We start from the raw sequence: 18647 nt of genomic DNA, 5'->3' as shown, positions 1-18647 counted from the left end.
TTTGGTGACAGATATCTGACGATGATCTATTAAAATGATTTGCATCATTGATTTTAGTTTCAAAGTCTTGGTTGGTCTGTATGTATTACAGATTATTTTGGATAGTGAATGCTATCTGTAAGCTCTATTGGATTATTTTTTTTAATTAAATAGTCCTGCGTTTCTTTCGTCATTTTCCTGAAATCGGGTTCGATATCATTACCACGTTCGTCCTTGAATTTTGCTTTTATATTTCCGGATTTCATTTCTCTATAAGGATCATTAAAATAGTCTAAAAATACTTTATCCAATTTATTTTTTGAAGTCTCCATGGGCTTGGGCTGCATATTTTCAAAGTCTAAAGGATTATATTGTTTCTTAATTCCTGAAAAAGAAAATTCATATGAATTGGTTTTATCTTTCATATAAACAATTAACCCAGGCAGGCCTTTAAAAATATAAGGTCCTTCCTGAATCGGCAGGTCTTGGGTAAACCAGGCTTCCCAACTTCTGCCTTTGTAACTGAGTGTTGCTCTCTGGCAGGTATAATTGTACTTTTTTACGATCTCTTTTTCTATTGTCCAGTTTAGATTTACGGATTCTGTTATTTTATAAGCATCTCTAAATATAAAATAGTATTTTGAAACTACGTTTTGAGGTTTCCTGATCACCATAAAGCTATTATCGCCTACTGCAAAACCTTTGAATCCATTATTTCTAAGAGAGTCTATATCATATTGTTTTTCCGAATAAAATTTTGATTCTTCTCCGTGAATCAATAGTACCATTTTCTTGGTAACAGATTCTTCACTTAATGAATCTTCTCTATAGGTCATATCATAATTTATTCTCATATTCTGAGAATAAAGGTTTTGAACGATAAAGAAAAGCAGATTTAGTATTAATATTCTACGGTGCATATCTTTTTTATTTGTTTTCTATAATTTGTTCTATATAAAAGTATAAATCTTCTTTTTCAAATTCGTAGGGATAGACATACTTATCAATAAAAACTGAAGGTGTGGAGATTATTCCATTCCGGGCAAACCAATCGTTTGAAGATGTAAAGGAATTTTTATTTTCTTCGGTACTGTAATCGGCAGTCTGCCATGGTATAAGGTTCTTATTTTTAAACCAAAAATTGAATGCCTGTAAAAACTCTTTTTCTCCCCGAATTAAAAAAATGGCATGAAGCAGATACAAAGGATGATTTTTTTCCTCTGCATTCTGGGGTTTAAAAAAAATATTTATTTTTATCTGGTCTTCATAGGCAAATATTATTTTATCAATAATCTCACTCATCTCTTTACACATCTCACAGTATAGACTTGTCAATATCGTCAGTTCAAGATCTGCATCCTTATTTCCCAGGACGAATACAGGTACAGGAAGGTCTGCCTTTTCCTGCTTCTGTAAGGTATTCATAAACACATCATGATTCCTGACCACTCTGGTTTTTCTTATCAGCTGGTTTTTGTTCTTCTCACTCCGGATTAGAAATCTCTTGATGTACAGCCACAGAATAAAGATGAGCAAATAAATAAGACCATATAAAACTACCGGAATAAAAGATTCTATATTCATATTACATCATCAAAATATAAGTCTGCAAAATCAAAATAATTATAATTCCTATACATAAGGGGCAGACTTTCTTCATTTTAAACAGCTGATAAAAAAGGGAATAAGCCATCACAGGGAGAATAATGATCAGTAATAATTTCTGTATGCTAACAAAAACATCATGGTTCTGATTATTTGAAAGAAACAGAATGCTTATCATATTGGTAAAAAAGTAGACCAGGCTGTAATCTCCAAAGTTTGAGATAAAATCTGTGTTTTTCGTTTCAGAAAACGAACAGTCTTTATAGGTACCTGAACATACCTTACTTACTATCGAACTTTCAATTCCAAATACTTTTTTTAATGAAAGAACAGACAGGGAAAAACCGCACAATGACAGAAGCAGATACATGAAAGAATTTAAATGAATATAGTAATACAAGCCAATCAATATAATTAGTATTGAAATTCCCACAAAAGGCAACAGATAGGTACTAATGCCTTTCTTTTTAAGATCCGACTGTGTTTCGTCAACTATAACGACAATCTTATTCCACTTTGAAAGCAGGTCGTCTTTACTTATTTTATATTTTCCATTAACCAGGTAGCATTCATTTTTCTTTTCAACATACATAAGTTCCTGTTCATTTCCTGTAAGTGCTACAAAAGTCATAAAATCATCGGGAAGCTCGTCTATTTCGGAATCCTCTATTTCCAGCACATAGTTACAAACACGGTTAATATTCAGAGCACTCACTATGGACAGCAGACTTGGGAATGCCGGATGAGAATTAATCTGGAACGAAAAATCTTTTCCGTCTAAATAAATATTTTTTTTCTCAAGATATTTTAAAATATTGGCTATACTTTCAACCATATACTCCTCAGTTTTTGCTCATTTCTTTTAATTTAATTCGGCATTGTATGGATTATAATTACAGTTCACTGCATAACCGTCATCCTTTTTAAAAGGAATATGGGTCACAGTACAGCAGAATCTAAACTCGCAAATATTACAGGGAGCAATATCGGTCTTTTTAATATTCCAAAGTGTGGAAAGTTCCGGGAATGTCCTGGTTTTTATTTCCTCTATTGAATCCGTGATATTACCATAGCCTGTCTTATCTGAAACATTAAATTTAATTTCCCCATGTTCATCCACAAATACGGTCTTATATAGTGACAGATTATAATTTACGGCAATATTATAAGCCGTAGAATTAACGTCTACGGTATTGATATTAAATTTAGGTATAAACATCCTGGCATCATTCACCATAATAAAAACACTGGTCACTTCATTATTGGTTTCTACTTTTTCTTTAGGAGAATTAAACAGATACAAAGTCTTTAAGCGATTGTTGTTGTATAGTTTTTTATCAATTTTTTGATAAGGAATTGAAAAAGACATATTAGTTACCCTGGAATATTCTAACAAATTCAGGAATTTATGAATTTCCTTCATGCAATCCTGGCTACTCATATGGACGTGCAGCCTTTTCACCCCCAGTTCATTAATATTTTTTATAACGGCATCTAAATTATCATCAATAAATTCCGACAACATGATAGTCATAAACTGTATTACGGAAGTATCTTCATTGATACTCCTGGCAGATAATTCAGGAAAAGAAACAGTATTGGAATAAAATACAAATTCATTTTTTTCTAAAAAATCAAGATACTTTTTAGCCATTGTATCTGATTCAAATTCTTCCAGGACAGAGCTTACTTTTCTGTTTTTAATGTGTTCCAAAAAGTCTATCATGGTATTAGGCACCAATTCAATTTCCTCTCTCTGAAGATCGTATATAGCGCCTCTTTCATGTCCTCTGACAGGTATACAGCAAGAAAACACATGAATATATTTGTCGTTGTTATTCCGTAGATATGTTAATTCCATCTTTGTATATTCTTAGGCAATAGATTTCTGACTGATGAATAGAAGTGTCAACCATTCTGAAAGGACGGTCTCTTTTTATTTTTTTTATGTCCATTGGAGTTGTATGGGAGAAAATAACAGGAAGCAGCTCTTTCTTTTTTTCATATCCAATTTCCTTAAGTAATGTTTTTTTCATGTATTCATTTTTTTTAAACACTGGGCTACCTCATAATGAAGATTATAATTGCAAGGCATTGATGTCATCCTGAATTGGCCTGAAGGATTTATTTCCAAAAAATAATATTCCCCATCTTTACCTTTTATGATATCCAATGAGCCGGTATCGAGTTCCAGGGTTTTCATAAGACGGCATATTTTTTCATCAAGTTCTCCGGGGAGAGAATAAGGAATCATTCTGTTGGGTTTACTGTAATTGTAATGTCTGTAATCTACGCCCGTTTGGGTATCTCTTTGAGAAAAAATGGCCATAGGATAGTTTTTTCCATTCAAATGGAAAATTCTGAGTTCGTATTCTTTGTCTATTTTCTCTTGAAACAAACTTGGAAAAAAATGGTTGTACCCAATCATTGTCCTGGGATTAACTTCCTTTGTTAGAAAAAAGAAAGTTTTTTCTCCCACGTCAATTACGGTTCCGTCTTTTATAGATTTGGTAATATATGATTCGTTCAGGTCTAATGAATCAGCAGTATTGGTTATATTGGTTTTTGGAATAGTTAATCCTATTTTTTGAGAAGCAATGAGAGTGCTTATTTTATTTAATTTTTTAACGCTTAAATAATTGTTAAGCCATTTTTTGTCCTTTAAAAAATCAAAAAAGAGTTCCAGTGTAGTGGTATATTCTAATTTTAAATATTCCAGCATCTCTATATTGGTTTCTCCTCTGATTTTTTTTTTAAACTTATCAAAGAACCCAAATTTTCTATACCATACACATTGAATATCCGAGAGATCTATTCTTCCAAAAAAAATATTCTCCACAAAAAGCCTAGGCTCCGGCGACAGCTCATAATGCATCTTTGTATTTCCGTTAAATAAGTCCAGATCGTTTATTCTTATACACTTTTCACCCAAAAGATGTAAATGCTCCATCACAAGATTTGTATCGTCATCATTGGGAGTTGATAAAATTAGAATCATATTTTTTTATGAATTAATAGATAAAGGAAGACTCTTTATAATATAAAGAGTCTTTAATTTTTTGTAAAAAATCAAGTGACTAGTCACATCCATCATTAGTACCACCTCCACCTTTGATCAGTGTAAGTGTTTCTAATACGTGAGGATCACTGTCTGTACCAGTTCCTCCACATGGACCAGCGAAGCCTAGGTCTAATGATTTTTTTCCAGCAATAATACTTTTCATGTTGCCTAATTTCTTCCCTTTCAGGTTTTCTAATTTTTTCATAGTAATACATTAATTTTTCTCCTACTCTGTTAGCTTTTCGGAATCCGCTTATCACAAATATAGAATAAATATAATTCTCTACAAAGAGATAAATAAATAATTATATTATGTTAAATAGCTTATCTGTTTCATAATAATCTGCCTTTCTTGGATCGCAAAGAAAGACAAACGGATTTCCTTTTTTCAACTTTATTAAAAGACAAAAACCTTTTGGAAGGTCCAAAAGGCTTTTGCGTATTAAATGTGGAAATGTTTATTATTTTCTGACTGAAATCGTCTTAAACTGCAGACTGATCACAGGTATATACCTGAGGACAGGCAATATACTGTACACAGTACCACGGACCTGTAACGGATCCTGAGCAGCTGCATCCGCACTTGGATAAATCTTGTGGTCCGCTGATTCCTCCGATAATGTTTTTCAGATCTGCTTTTCTTAATTTCTTGGCATTTTTCATAGTCTTAAATGATTTGGTTTGAGATTAAACAGTATAGCTTAGTTACTTTCCAAAGTTAAACAAATATTAATTATTCACAACATAATTTAATATAAAATTAAATAAAGCCCTGATTTCATTAGTATTATTAACTTAATAAAGCGGATTAAAACGGAAATATTTATTAAACGATTAAATTATCCTGTTCTTTTAACCTTGCCCTACAGCTGAAAAGAATGGGAACAGAATTGTTTTAAAGGATGTTGAAGTGTTCCGGGATTCTTAAGCTTTACTAAACAATAAAACCTTTCAATTATCCGAAAGGTTTTACTCACTAAAATGTTTCTATTAACAGGTAATTACCTGGAGACACTTTTTATACTTTACACAATATGACGGTCCTGTCACTGCTCCTGTACAGCTACAGCCACATTTTGAAAGATCCGGGGTGACTACCCCGCTTACTCCGCCTATAATGTTTTTAAGATCTTCCTTTTTTAACTTTTTTGCTTTTTTAAAAATTTCCTGTGACATGATGTTTTGATTTTAATTAAACAATAGAATTAAATTCCTTTACTTTCAAAAGTAAACAATTAATGATTATTTGAAGCACAATAAAATGTTAATTTATTCATTTCCTTATACTTAAAAGTACATCAATTCCTGTCAAACCGCTGTATTACTCGGTAAACCCCAGGTCTTTATTATGGGTTTCTGAAATGGTCAGCGATGAATAAAAGGCCAGACCGAATACAACAACTCCCACGACAGCCGCACTTATGATTACCGTGAAATGAGTTTTTAAAAGATCAAAGGCTAAGATCATCACAGGCACCAAACCTCTTACCATATTGGGAACGGTGGTTGTTGCCGTATTTCTGATATTCGTACCAAACTGTTCTGCCGCAAGTGTTACAAACATTGCCCAATAGCCAGTTCCCAAGCCCAGCCAGACACAGAACATATAGTATTTTGTCTCTGTATTGGTATTTCCAAACAGCATTATTGCCACACCCACTATGGTGAAGAGCAGCATATAGAAAATAGCCATTTTACGGGATTTCAATGCATGGGAAATAAAACCGCTCATCAGATCACCGGCGGAGATCCCTATATAAGCCCACATAATTGCTTTTCCCGGATTCAGATCCTTAATCCCCAATTCAGGGGCAAATTGGTTAGCCAGAACCGCCAGAATCCCTATGCAATACCATGTAGGCAATCCTACAGCAATGCATTTGAGATACCGGGTCAAGCGTTCCTTACTGGTAAAAAAGGAAAGGAAATTTCCTTTGGAAACGCTTTTATGCTCTATATTCTTATAAATACCGGATTCTGATACGCTTACCCTGAGAATCAACAGCATGATCCCCATAATTCCGCCGATGATGTAGGAGATATTCCAGCCGCCGGCGAGTTCTACCGTAAGCTGGGCCACTACGGCCCCCATCAGTCCGAAGCCTGCTACTACAGAGGTTCCGATTGCCCTTAGATTCTTCGGCAGGCTTTCAGAAACCAGGGTAATTCCGGCTCCAAGCTCCCCGGCCAGTCCTATTCCTGCAATGAATCTTAAACCCGCATATTGGTACACCAGATGCTCTTTCGGAAAATAGGGAAGAAAACCACAGGCAATATTAGCTAAGGAATATACCAAAATGGACCCGAAAAGTACGGAAAGCCTACCCTTTTTGTCTCCAAAAATCCCCCAGAAAACCCCGCCGATAAGAAGGCCTACCATCTGGCAGTTCAGGATAAAGGTTCCGTCAGAATCAGGATTCAGGCCTAAAGCTTTTAAGCTTGGGATTCTTACAATACCGAATAAAAGCAGATCATAAATATCTACAAAATAGCCCAGGGCCGAAATGATTACGGGGATCGAAAAGATGTACTTCAGTTTTGAAGACAGAGACTGTTCTTGCATTTTTAAGTTTTGATAAAAATAAAAAAACCTTTCAATCTCTTGAAAGGTTTTTTTTAAAATATCTTGACCGTGGTATTATCTTGCAATATTCACCGCTCTTGTTTCTCTGATTACCGTTACTTTAACCTGTCCCGGATACGTCAGTTCATTCTGGATCTTTTCAGAGATGTCATAAGACAGCTGGTTGGCTACTTCATCACTTACTTTTCCGCTCTCTACCATTACCCTCAGTTCTCTACCGGCCTGGATCGCATATGCACTTGATACACCATCGAAGCTTAATGCTGCAGATTCAAGATCTTTCAGTCTCTGGATGTATGATTCAAGCACCTGTCTTCTTGCTCCCGGTCTTGCTCCTGAGATTGCATCGGCAACCTGGATGATCGGGGATAATAGTGACTTCATTTCAATTTCGTCATGGTGGGCACCGATTGCGTTTACAACTTCTGCATTTTCACCATATTTCTCAGCCCACTGCATTCCCAATAAAGCGTGAGGAAGTTCAGATTCCTGTTCAGGTACTTTACCGATATCGTGTAACAGACCTGCTCTTTTAGCTAATTTAACATTTAAACCTAATTCTGCAGCCATGGTAGCAGCAATGTTCGCCACTTCTCTTGAGTGCTGTAGGAGGTTTTGTCCATAAGAAGAACGGTATTTCATTCTACCTACGATCTTGATCAGTTCCGGGTGCAATCCGTGGATACCAAGATCAATGATGGTTCTTTTTCCTACTTCAATAATCTCTTCTTCGATCTGTTTTCTTGTCTTTTCTACTACTTCTTCGATTCTTGCCGGGTGAATCCTTCCATCCGTTACCAACCTGTGAAGGGACAGTCTTGCAATTTCTCTTCTCACCGGGTCAAAGCATGAAAGAAGAATAGCTTCCGGAGTATCATCAACAATAATTTCAACACCGGTAACCGCCTCTAAAGCACGGATATTTCTACCTTCTCTACCGATGATTCTTCCTTTTACTTCGTCAGATTCAATATTGAAAACGGATACTGAATTTTCGATCGCCTGCTCAGTTCCGATTCTCTGGATGGTCTGGATCACAATCTTCCTGGCTTCGTTCTTGGCATTCAGCTGAGCTTCTTCCATAATACCCTGCACGTGTGCCTGAGCTCTGGTTTTAGCTTCTGCTTTCATGGTTTCTACCAATTCTGCCTTAGCTTCTTCTGCCGTATAATTGGCAATTTTTTCAAGGATCTCTACTTTTTTAGTGGTAGCTATATCCAGTTCCTGCTGTTTTCTTTCTAAGATCTCGTTTTTCTTCGCGTAATCTGCAATCTGCTTGTCAAGGTCCTTTTCAAGTTTTCCGGTCTTGCTAAGCTCATCATTAAGCTTGTGCTCCTTGTCTTTAATTCTTTTTTCAATCTCCTGCATTTTTTTCTCACGGGATTGGATATCCGAATCGTGCTGGGATTTCAGTTCCAAAAACTTTTCTTTGGCCTGCAGATTTTTTTCTTTCTTTATGGATTCAGCTTGAACATTTGCTTTTTCTATAAGGTTTTCGGCATTTTTCTTTGCATCATCTATAATGAATTTTCCCTTAGTATTCAATGAGCTTTTAGAGAATAAAATCCCTACTACAGCACCGATTACTAAACAAACAACGCCGATTATAACTTCTATCATAATATATATTGAGTTTTAATTGTCTTACACTTATCTAAATAAAAAAAACCTACAACAATTCAGGGATTGAGAGTAAACTCCTAATCAACACGATTTGAACTGATTTCCACTGTCTGTAATCCGGGAGACCCGGCACGCCATTCAGCGGACATTTGCTCGGTAATTGTTTAGCGTTGAGTTTACCTTAAATGTGTTAGAATTATTGTAGGCAGTCTGTCGGGAAAAAAATCTATTTCCCAAATTCATTCAACGACTGATTAATTTTCACTAATCTTTCGTTGGTAAAATTTATATTTTTTTCGTAGTTAAGAGAAACTACCTCAGCATTGGTTCCCAGTTTCAGGGCACACATAGCCAAAGCATCCTGTTTGTCTCTTACATCGAAGTTCTGTTCAAAATCTTTAATCATACTTTCAATCTGCTTTCCTACTTTACGCAGAGTCTCTTCCTCTGCGGCCGGTACGTTCAGCGGATATACCCTTCCTGCAATGTTGATGGTTATTCTTCTTACATCCATTATAATCCACTGTTTTGAAGCTGTGCAATACAGAAATCAATTTCTTTTACCAATCTGTTGATATGGTTTTTCATTAATCTGTTGTGCTCGGGATTCCCCGATATTGCTGAATACAATTTTATATTTTTCTGTTCTTCTGCTAATACCTGATTTCTTCTTCTTTCCTCATCATATTTCATTTTCAGTTCTTCATGCTCAACTGTTAATTCAGATAATCTTTCAGTAAGATTTTTATAGTTCTTTTGTAAAAGTAAAATCTTTTTCTCTAATTCTGAAAAATTATTTTCTAAATCTTGAAGCATTTCAGGTTTTCTATATTCTAACTAATAGCAAAAGTAAAAAAATAATAACAGTAACAAAAATAAAAGTCTCTATATTTTGATTAGGCACGAAAAAAAGGAGATGCATTGGCACCTCCTTTTGTATTTTATGGTATTATTTCTTATTCAAATTTCAGAACAAACATTACTGCTCTTGTCTGAAGTGTAGACATTGCTGTCGCCCAGTATGGAGGTGTATTTGCATTATCTGCCACTTTCTCGTTGTTCATGAAGAATGTTCCTCTGATAGCCGGAGTAAGTTTAAATTTATTGAAATAAAACTGGATTCCCATTTCAGCCGACCATGCAAAATTATGCGTAGTAGACCTGAAAACCTGCTGCATGTTGTCATCCTCAGAATCTGAATTGGACTGAAGGTTAACTACATAGTTCACCCCTGCCGCAATATAAGGTCTGGAATTGTACCATCTCTGACCGTGAAGTTCCAGCAATACGGGAATGTCTACCAGTGTAGATTTGATCTCTCTTACCCTGTCCTTTTCAGTTAAAGGAATTGGGATAAAAGGCGGGTTCGTTAATGTTCCTGCTGCGTACTGGTCATTGGACTGGGTATTGAAAGTCAACTGCCTCTGAGCAAATTGCAAGCCTGGCTCCAGTCTTAAATCCAGATAGTCATTCAGTCTCCATTTGGCGATCAACCCCGCCCCGAAGCTGTAGCTTTCTTTGGATTTAACAAGATTCTGATTACCTTCCGAACCATATCTTGGATGTAGGACGATACGGTAGTCCAGCCTGTTGCCGTTCAAATAAAACCCCCAGCTGAATTTCTGCTCGTCAAAGTCTTCCAACTTATCCATTCTGTTTCGGGTTCTGAATTGTGCATCTGCAAAAACTGCAATATTGACTGAGGCTAAAACCAGTGCTCTTAATAGAAATTTATTCATAGGTTACTTTGTTGCTTTATAAATTGTGGCTATACCTAAACTTAACTTTTTATATTCTACTTTCTTAAATCCTGTATCTAAAAGAATTTGTTTCATCTTCTCCCCGAAAGGAAAAGCATTTACAGAATCCGGAAGGTATGTATATGCCCTATTATCTTTGGAAACCAGCCTGCCGATGGCAGGTAATATATTTTTGAAATAAAACATATAAAATGGACCTAAGAACCCCTCAACCTTTGAAAACTCCAGTATGTAAACACTTTTGTTATCTTTAACTACTCTTCTCAATTCTGCCAAACCTTTGGTAAGGTTTTCAAAATTCCTCACTCCAAATGCAACGGAAACAGCATCGAATCTATTGTCCTCGAAAGGTAAATTTTCTGCATCTCCCTTTTGCATGGAAATTTTGCCGTCTAATTTAAGTTTTTTTATTTTAATAACGCCAACATTTAGCATTTGTTGTGATAAATCCAGACCAATTACTTTCGCATCGGTTCCTTTTTGAATCGTGATTGCTAAATCTCCCGTTCCTGTAGCCACATCCAGCACTTCCTGCGGATTGTCTTTTTTCATCATTTTCACCAGTGTATTCCTCCATATAATATCAATTTTCATTGATAAAACACGATTCAGAAGGTCATACTTCGGCGCAATATTGTCGAACATATCCTCTACCTGGCTTTTCTTGGTAGCCTCGGAGTTGTAGGGAGTAACTTTGGTAATATCTTTTGTCAAAACTTAAAACTTGTAATATTCTTTGTAATAATTTAGGAAATCCTGCTTTCTGAAGATCTTTGATCTTGATTCCACCTTTTGGATGTTTTTGATCACTTTATCATAATCTTCGTCTACATTGTAATAAAAATCTTCCGTGTAAAGCTTATTGAAGCGTCTTGCTCCTCCAAAATAATCTTTCCCGTCAATTGTGATTTTGTCCAGGGCCAAAAGTAATGAATCTTTTTTAAGATTATACCCATAATATTGATCATTAATATAATAATCCTCATGGGCGATATTAATAAGCCCTCGGATTTTATTGACTTCAAATGCAGAATCATACAGCATTTTCTTATTCTGGTCGAAAACTTTAATGGAGTTTTTTCCCTTCTTTAAATCTACATGAACATACTGCCCTGCAGAAATAACCCCTTCGGAACCGTTATTGATCTTAAAATAATAGGTATTGGGAGTAGGGTTGTCTACTACAAAATAATTTCTCTTGGCTAAAAAAAAGAAGTAGACCCCAAAGGCAACGATAAACACCACAGCTGCAATAAGTAAGCCTTTTAAGGACGAGTTGTTTTTCATACGATTGTAAAGTACAATTTTTGCAAATTTAATAATATTTTTAATTCTCCGTTATTAATATTAATTATTAACTTTGCATCTTTAAAAAAAATCATATAAACGAATGCCGAATACGATCATTATTGGTTCCGGGTCCTATATTCCTAACAGAGTTATTGGTAGAGAGTATTTCATGGATTCTGAGTTCTACACTGAAGACGGAGTTAAGATTGAAAAACCTGCAGAAGAAACCATCGCAAAGTTTGTAGAAATCACAGAAATAGAAAACAGAAGATTTATTGAAGATGATCTTTCCAACTCGCTGATCGGCTCTGAGGCTGCCAAAGCTGCTCTTGAGGACGCTAAAGTGGATGGAGAGCAAGTGGATTATATCATTTACGCAAGCAACTTCGGGGAAGTTACCGTAGACGGATATGTGAATTTTATGCCGAATATGGCAGCAAGAGTAAAAAACAGGCTGGGCATTAAAAACAGGAAATGTATTACATATGATATGATTTTCGGATGTCCGGGATGGGTGGAAGCCATGATCCTTGCCGACAACCTGATTAAAGCGAAAGCCGCAAAAACCATTCTTGTGGTAGGAGCAGAAACACTAAGCCGTGTTACCGACCCGCATGACAGAAACCGAATGATCTTTGCTGACGGTGCCGGTGCAGTAGTGGTACAGGCTACCGATGAAGAAAATGTAGGCATCATCGCCCGCAATACGATCTGCGACAACGGTCCGGAGTTGAACTATCTTGAAAACGCTCCTTCCATCAACCAGAATGTAGACCAAAGACGCCTTTACGTAAGAATGCAGGGAAGAAAGATCTATGAGTACGCCCTTAAGAATGTCCCTTCGGCCATTAAGGAAACAATAGAGGATGCAGGACTTTCCATAGAAGACATTGATAAGATCCTTATTCACCAGGCTAATGCCAAAATGGATTACGCCATGATCGAAAGACTTCACAAGCTTTATGATGTGAAGGATTATGACCACGCCATCTCCCCTATGACAATCCAGGACCTTGGAAATACATCTGTGGCAACCATTCCTACCATGTATGATTTAATAATTAAAGGAAAAATGCAAGGTCAAACGTTTAAAGATAAAGGTAACATTGTGATGACTTCGGTAGGGGCCGGAATGAACATCAATGCTATTGTTTACAGATTTCCTTAAAAATATTTAATTAATAAAATATAAAGCACAGGGAAACATATTCTTTGTGCTTTTTTTAGATTTATCATGCAGAGAAATTTTTTAATCATCGCCGCCATCTTCCTCTTTTTAGAGGTTTATATCTATCAGGCTATAAGAACATTAACTGACAATTTCTGGATAAGACTGGGATACTGGGTGGCATCTCTGGCCGTTTACGGAATCTTCGCCTATGAAGTAACTCATTTCCAACGATCAGACAGAAGTACCATGAGAGCTCAAATCATGATTTCGTTATTCCTGATCTTCATTATGCCTAAAATTTTCGTGGTTCTGTTTTTATTAATTGATGATATTTTCAGAACCGGAAGCTACCTGGCAGGCCTTACGCAACCTAAAGAACACTTTTTCCCTGAAAGAAGAAAATTCCTGAGTATCGTAGGATTGGGCCTTGGAGGAGTTCTTTCTGCTCTTTTCATAGACGGAATTACGTTCGGAAAATACAGACATACCGTAAGAAAAATAAAAGTAAAAATCCCCGGTCTGTCAAAAAGCTTTAAAGGCTACAAAGTGATCCAGATTTCCGATGTTCACAGCGGAAGTTTTTCCGATCCGTCTAAACTACAGCATGCGATTGACCTGATCAATGAACAAAACCCTGATCTGGTTCTTTTCACCGGAGATATGGTGAATAACATTGCAGATGAATTCAAGCCGTTTATTCCCTTATTTTCAAAGATCAGGGCAAAGGACGGCAAACTTGCCGTGTTGGGAAATCACGATTACGGAGATTATGTAACCTGGACTTCTCAAGATGCCAAAAAGAAAAACCTTGATACTCTTATCGAGTATGAAAAACAGGCAGGTTTTGATATGCTGAGAAATGAAAACAGAGTTATTGAAAGAAACGGAGAAAAGCTGTACATTCTCGGTGTTGAAAACTGGGGACTTAAGCCGTTTCCCCAATTCGGAAAAATTGATGACGCATTAAAAGGTGTGCCGGAATCCGCTCCAAAAATCTTAATGAGTCACGACCCTACCCACTTCGATTATGTCGTTAAAAAACACCCCGGAAACATTCATCTTACCCTTTCAGGACATACGCATGGGATGCAGTTCGGACTGGACCTGAAAAATGTAAAATGGTCTCCGGTACAATACCGTTACCCGAAATGGGCTGATTTGTATGAAAGCGAAGGCAAACTACTGTATGTCAACAGAGGATTCGGTGTTCTGGGTTATCCCGGAAGAGTGGGCGTTCTGCCGGAAATTACACTTTTTGAGTTGAGCTAGATTGGGTTGCGGGTTACGGGGTGAGAGAGTTTGAGGGGTTTAGAGTAAATGAGTTGAGAGGAGTGTTGCTGGTTGCTGGTTGCTGGTTGTTGGTTTTTGGTTTTTAGTTTTTAGTTTTTAGTTTTTAGTTTTTAGTTTTTAGTAGTTAAGTTAACGAATAATTGTCTTATGCCTGACATTTAGCATCTTGTTTCTTGAAGCTATCCTCCACCATTACCTGCGAAGCAAAATTCACCATTGACATTTATTCTGTAATAAAATCCAAATCAAAAACCGGGATTTCAACCTTCGACACAATCCCTAATCCCTAAAATCTTGACTCTTATTTCTTGAATATATCATTCCCCACTCACTTGCAAAGCAAAATTCACCATTGACCATTTATTGTGTAAAATCCAAATCAAAAAGACCAGAATTTTAACCTTCAACACAATCCCTAATCCCTACAATCTGCCAACTAAAAAATATAATCCTTCATCCGGGAAGTGGCAAGTTCCTTCTCGTTGATCCAGGTAAGGAGGGCATCCAGTTTATCTTCCATTTTTTTGCCCGAAAACAGGCTTCTGTAAAAAGGAATATCGAATCTGTATTTTTTAAAATCTGTAAACTGCCAGGAATTGAGATAAATTAAAACGAAACCATCATTTTTAAGGGTTTCAAAAACCATACTCTGATAATACTTCATCGGCAGGATCTGAAATACAAAATCGTTATACGGCAGCTGGCTGTATGGCGAGATACTTTCCGGGACAATACTCAGTCCGTCTTCTTCATTAATTTCCGTATCTCTTTTCAGTCTTTTGAACGGAAAAAGGATATCGGCATTATCAATATTGGAGACATAATTAAACTCCAGCGATTTCAGATCCTGCTGAGGAAGTTTGAAATCTTTCTGCCTGATTCCCCTCACCTGTTTTTCCAGAAGATCCTGAATATCCTTCTTAACATCTTCAATTTCCTGAAGAGGGGAATTCAAATTATAAAAAGCAATTTCATGCCCTTTGGATGAAATTGCTTTTATTAGGTTCCGCAGTTTTTCTGCGATAGAAATCTCTACAAAAAAACTTGCTTTTATGTCATGAATATCTAAAATCCGAAGAATAGCTTTTGTATTGTCTTCTGTGATTTTCAGTCTTTCCACATCAGAAATTTCTACATTTTTTTTCGCCTCTGCTTCCGTATTCAAGATGTTAAAAGTCAGTAAAATCATTTAAATTAAATTTTAGATAATATTTATAATTAATTAAAAATCAGATGTTAAAATATAATTTATTTAAACATTAACTTTAAGTAACTAATTTTTATTCAGTTTCACTTTAAGATTGCTGATCATGTCCTTAGTCATTTCAGAAATTCCGAAATCATACGTCAGTCCCCAGTCTTTTTTCGCTACCGAATCATCAATGGAAGCCGGCCAAGAATCGGCAATGGCCTGTCTGAAATCCGGCTTATAATCAATAGAAAATTCCGGAATTTCTTTCCTGATTTCTTCTGCCAGTTCTTTCGGTGTAAATGACATTCCTCCTAAATTATAAGACGAACGGACGGTAAGATTTTCCTTCGGAGCTTCCATTAATTTCAATGTTGCATTGATTGCATCATCCATATAAAGCATAGGCATTCCCGTTTCTTCAGAAATAAAACTTGTATATTTCCCCTCTTCTATCGCTTCGTAAAAGATCTCTACGGCATAATCTGTAGTACCTCCTCCTGCAGGCGTTTTCCAGGAAATAAGTCCCGGATATCTGATACTTCTTACATCTACTCCATGCTTATCGAAATAATATTCGCACCACTTTTCTCCTGCCATTTTAGAGATTCCGTAAACTGTTGTAGGATTCAAAACCACATCCTGCCCCACATTCTGTTTTGGAATTCCTTTCCCGAATACCGCAATTGAGCTCGGCCAGAAGATCTTTTTAAGAAGCCCTTCCTTTGCCATTTCACAAAAATGAAGAAGAGGCTCAAGGTTCAGTTTCCATGCAAAAACAGGCTGCTTTTCTGAGGTTCCTGATAAAAGTGAGGCCAAATGATACACTGTTGTGATCTCATAGTCTTTAACGACCTGTCTCACTAACTGTGTATTGGTAACATCCATTCTTTCATAATGTCCCGCAGCAGTAATTCCCTTTTGCCATCTGTCCAATCCTGATGCTACTACATTATCAGCTCCGTGAATTTCAACAAGCCTGTTGGTCAGTTCGGTGCCGATCTGTCCCAAAGCACCTGTAATCAATATTCTTTCCGTATAGGATTCCATTTTACATATTTTTTTAGAGTTGTACAAAAGTAAAAAAATCATGCTTATCATAATAAAAAACGTGTGTTTAAAAAATATATCCTTAAATGGATTATAAAAGAATTAATCTCACAAGAAATCAACTATAATCACCAATCAATAAAAACTCATTAACAAAACCTGATTTTTCATTCTATTTCTTCATTAATACAGCCTCCATACAAACATTCCATTGGTTTAATATGCAGCTGTTTACATTAAAAAATTATCTACTTTTGTTTTAAACAAAATCTTATGAAGAAGTTTTTTATTGCAGCAGTACTGTTGGCAGGGAATGTATACTGGGCTCAGTTTACTGATTTCAACATTATAAAGGAGGTAAAAGTAAAGAACAAAGGTGTAGTGGTTTCTGCACATCCCCTGGCAAGCCAGGCCGGAGCAGAGATCATGAAGATGGGAGGAAACGCCTACGATGCCGTTGTGGCAACACAATATGCTCTTGCTGTAGTTTATCCTCAGGCAGGAAATATCGGAGGAGGAGGTTTTTTAGTAGGTGTTAAAAACAATGGCGAAAAATTTACACTCGATTACAGAGAAACAGCCCCGAAGAAAGCATCCAGGGATATGTATATTGATAAAACTGGAAAGGCTGATACTGATCTGTCCCAAAACGGAAGACTGGCCGTAGGAATCCCCGGAAGCATAGCCGGATTTTTTGCGACTTTACAATACTGCAGGCTCCCGATGGATAAAATCATCCAGCCGGCTATTGATCTTGCAGAAAAAGGATTTGCCATTACAGAAATGGAAGCCAATATGCTGAATACACACAAAGAAAATTTCTTAAAGCACAACAAATCCACTATCGCTTTTGTAAAAGACAGCCCCTGGAAGGCCGGTGATCTTTTAGTTCAGAAAGAACTGGCTGCTACACTGAGATTGATTCAAAAGCTGGGTGAAAAAGGGTTTTATGAAGGAAAAACCGCTGGGCTTATGGTTTCAGAAATGAAAAAAGGCAACGGAATCATCACTCTGGAAGATCTCAAAAATTATAAAACAGCAGAAAGAAAACCTTTGGAGTTCGATTATAAAGGAAGCCGTGTGGTCACCATGCCTCTTCCCTCCAGTGGCGGTGTACTGCTTGCCCAAATGCTGAGCATGGCGGGTTATGAAAACCTGGAGAAGTACCAGCAGAATTCAACGGAGGCTGTACAGATCATGACGGAAGCAGAAAGAAGAGCTTTTGCCGACAGGGCAGAATACATGGGCGATCCGGATTTCATTAAGGATAAAACAGCTTACCTTACTTCGGATGCTTATTTAAAAAACAGATGGAAAAGCTTTAGCTTCAGTAAGGCTACACCAAGCTCAGAAGTTGGAAAAATCATCAGCCAGCCAACAGAATCCACACAGACCACCCATATTTCTGTTATAGATAAAGATGGGAACGCCGCTTCTGTAACCACTACGCTTAACGGATATTACGGAAGTAAAGTAGTAGTTTCAGGGGCAGGTTTCTTTTTAAATAACGAAATGGATGATTTCTCAATCAAGCCGGGGGTCCCGAACATGTTTGGAGCTGTAGGCGGAGAAGCCAATTCTATACAGCCTAATAAGAGGATGCTTTCCTCGATGACTCCTACTATTTTACTTAAAAACGGGAAACCTTACATGGTTGTAGGAACACCGGGCGGAACCACGATTCCTACTTCGGTTTATCAGTCCATCGTTAATGTGGTAGATTTTAAGCTGAATGCGAATACCTCCGTGAATGCACCGAAATTCCACCACCAGTGGCTTCCTGAGAAAATTACGGTAGAAAACAATTTCCCCGAAAGCACGATCACAGCCCTTACAAGCAAAAACTATGTGATAGAAAAAATAAAATACATCGGAAAAACAGAGCTGATCCTGATGGATGACAACGGAAATATCCATGCTGTGGCAGACGGCCGTGGAGACGATTCTGTTGCAGTGGAATAATTTTGTAACACATACTATAGATGCTTCGGCTCCGCTCAATATGATAACGTTGATTAAACCATGTCATACTGAGCGGAGCCGAA

General features: G+C 36.8%; 21 protein-coding genes. 3 read left to right on the top strand and 18 right to left on the bottom strand.

Translation table 11 applies throughout. The features are described from left to right. Window positions 1-92 precede the first annotated feature (92 nt). From IX38_RS14685 to IX38_RS14610, 16 genes are all read right to left on the bottom strand, one after another. Window positions 93-899: a GLPGLI family protein gene (locus tag IX38_RS14685; RefSeq protein WP_034706238.1), complete on the bottom strand. Its 807-nt coding sequence runs from the start codon at window positions 897-899 to the stop codon at window positions 93-95. Window positions 900-906: 7 nt separating this feature from the next. Next, on the bottom strand, window positions 907-1563 hold the full coding sequence (locus IX38_RS14680) for a hypothetical protein (RefSeq protein WP_034706237.1): 657 nt from the start codon (window positions 1561-1563) through the stop codon (window positions 907-909). A gap of 1 nt (window position 1564) precedes the next feature. Beyond that, window positions 1565-2419 (bottom strand): vitamin K epoxide reductase family protein, encoded by an 855-nt coding sequence (locus IX38_RS14675; RefSeq protein ID WP_034706233.1) that lies wholly within the window; start codon window positions 2417-2419, stop codon window positions 1565-1567. A 27-nt stretch (window positions 2420-2446) separates the two neighbouring features. After that, the gene (locus IX38_RS14670; RefSeq protein WP_034706232.1) at window positions 2447-3445 is read right to left on the bottom strand and encodes a hypothetical protein; all 999 of its coding nucleotides are present in this window, start codon (window positions 3443-3445) and stop codon (window positions 2447-2449) included. Continuing rightward, window positions 3420-3620, bottom strand: coding sequence for a hypothetical protein (locus IX38_RS14665; protein WP_034706230.1), 201 nt, complete (start codon window positions 3618-3620; stop codon window positions 3420-3422). Before IX38_RS14665 ends, IX38_RS14670 begins: the two co-directional genes overlap by 26 nt. Then, entirely contained in the window at window positions 3617-4582 is a 966-nt protein-coding gene (gwsG, locus tag IX38_RS22025) for a grasp-with-spasm system ATP-grasp peptide maturase (protein ID WP_051884779.1), read from the bottom strand. Before gwsG ends, IX38_RS14665 begins: the two co-directional genes overlap by 4 nt. A 79-nt stretch (window positions 4583-4661) precedes the next feature. After that, on the bottom strand, window positions 4662-4850 hold the full coding sequence (locus tag IX38_RS14655) for a hypothetical protein (RefSeq protein ID WP_034706227.1): 189 nt from the start codon (window positions 4848-4850) through the stop codon (window positions 4662-4664). 278 nt (window positions 4851-5128) lie between these two features. After that, on the bottom strand, window positions 5129-5308 hold the full coding sequence (locus tag IX38_RS14650; RefSeq protein ID WP_034706224.1) for a hypothetical protein: 180 nt from the start codon (window positions 5306-5308) through the stop codon (window positions 5129-5131). A 327-nt stretch (window positions 5309-5635) separates the two neighbouring features. Further along, a complete protein-coding gene (locus tag IX38_RS14645; protein WP_034706221.1) occupies window positions 5636-5821 on the bottom strand; it encodes a hypothetical protein in 186 nt (61 codons plus the stop codon). 145 nt (window positions 5822-5966) lie between these two features. Continuing rightward, window positions 5967-7208 (bottom strand): MFS transporter, encoded by a 1242-nt coding sequence (locus IX38_RS14640; protein ID WP_034706219.1) that lies wholly within the window; start codon window positions 7206-7208, stop codon window positions 5967-5969. Window positions 7209-7283: 75 nt separating this feature from the next. Continuing rightward, window positions 7284-8849: a ribonuclease Y gene (gene rny / locus IX38_RS14635; RefSeq protein ID WP_034706218.1), complete on the bottom strand. Its 1566-nt coding sequence runs from the start codon at window positions 8847-8849 to the stop codon at window positions 7284-7286. 229 nt (window positions 8850-9078) lie between these two features. Beyond that, complete coding sequence (locus tag IX38_RS14630) at window positions 9079-9366, bottom strand: cell division protein ZapA (protein ID WP_034706217.1); 288 nt, start codon at window positions 9364-9366, stop codon at window positions 9079-9081. After that, window positions 9366-9668 (bottom strand): hypothetical protein, encoded by a 303-nt coding sequence (locus IX38_RS14625; RefSeq protein WP_034706216.1) that lies wholly within the window; start codon window positions 9666-9668, stop codon window positions 9366-9368. Before IX38_RS14625 ends, IX38_RS14630 begins: the two co-directional genes overlap by 1 nt. A gap of 140 nt (window positions 9669-9808) precedes the next feature. Then, window positions 9809-10591 (bottom strand): type IX secretion/gliding motility protein PorT/SprT, encoded by a 783-nt coding sequence (gene porT, locus IX38_RS14620; RefSeq protein WP_034706214.1) that lies wholly within the window; start codon window positions 10589-10591, stop codon window positions 9809-9811. 3 nt (window positions 10592-10594) lie between these two features. Then, on the bottom strand, window positions 10595-11326 hold the full coding sequence (ubiE, locus tag IX38_RS14615; RefSeq protein WP_034706212.1) for a bifunctional demethylmenaquinone methyltransferase/2-methoxy-6-polyprenyl-1,4-benzoquinol methylase UbiE: 732 nt from the start codon (window positions 11324-11326) through the stop codon (window positions 10595-10597). Between the two features lie 3 nt (window positions 11327-11329). After that, entirely contained in the window at window positions 11330-11899 is a 570-nt protein-coding gene (locus tag IX38_RS14610) for a hypothetical protein (protein WP_034706210.1), read from the bottom strand. A gap of 103 nt (window positions 11900-12002) precedes the next feature. Here IX38_RS14610 and IX38_RS14605 point away from each other — a divergent pair, with 103 nt between their 5' ends. Together IX38_RS14605 and IX38_RS14600 are read left to right on the top strand one after the other, a co-directional pair. Further along, window positions 12003-13070 carry a 3-oxoacyl-ACP synthase III family protein gene (locus tag IX38_RS14605; RefSeq protein ID WP_034706208.1) on the top strand — a complete coding sequence of 356 codons (1068 nt, stop codon included), beginning with the start codon at window positions 12003-12005 and terminating at the stop codon, window positions 13068-13070. A gap of 66 nt (window positions 13071-13136) precedes the next feature. Continuing rightward, the gene (locus IX38_RS14600; RefSeq protein WP_034706206.1) at window positions 13137-14342 is read left to right on the top strand and encodes a metallophosphoesterase; all 1206 of its coding nucleotides are present in this window, start codon (window positions 13137-13139) and stop codon (window positions 14340-14342) included. A 457-nt stretch (window positions 14343-14799) separates the two neighbouring features. Here the strand turns inward: IX38_RS14600 and IX38_RS14595 are convergent, their stop codons facing one another. Next, window positions 14800-15552 carry a polysaccharide deacetylase family protein gene (locus tag IX38_RS14595; protein ID WP_034706204.1) on the bottom strand — a complete coding sequence of 251 codons (753 nt, stop codon included), beginning with the start codon at window positions 15550-15552 and terminating at the stop codon, window positions 14800-14802. An 84-nt stretch (window positions 15553-15636) separates the two neighbouring features. Next, on the bottom strand, window positions 15637-16602 hold the full coding sequence (locus IX38_RS14590) for an NAD-dependent epimerase/dehydratase family protein (RefSeq protein WP_034706203.1): 966 nt from the start codon (window positions 16600-16602) through the stop codon (window positions 15637-15639). Between the two features lie 273 nt (window positions 16603-16875). Between IX38_RS14590 and ggt the strand changes: the two genes are divergently transcribed. Next, complete coding sequence (gene ggt, locus IX38_RS14585; RefSeq protein WP_051884778.1) at window positions 16876-18564, top strand: gamma-glutamyltransferase; 1689 nt, start codon at window positions 16876-16878, stop codon at window positions 18562-18564. The last annotated feature ends 83 nt before the right edge of the window (window positions 18565-18647 follow it).

The sequence above is a fragment of the Chryseobacterium luteum genome (genome assembly GCF_000737785.1).
Lineage (GTDB): Bacteria > Bacteroidota > Bacteroidia > Flavobacteriales > Weeksellaceae > Chryseobacterium > Chryseobacterium luteum.
Note: the sequence above shows the minus strand (reverse complement) of the source record. Positions and strands in the feature narration are given on the sequence as shown.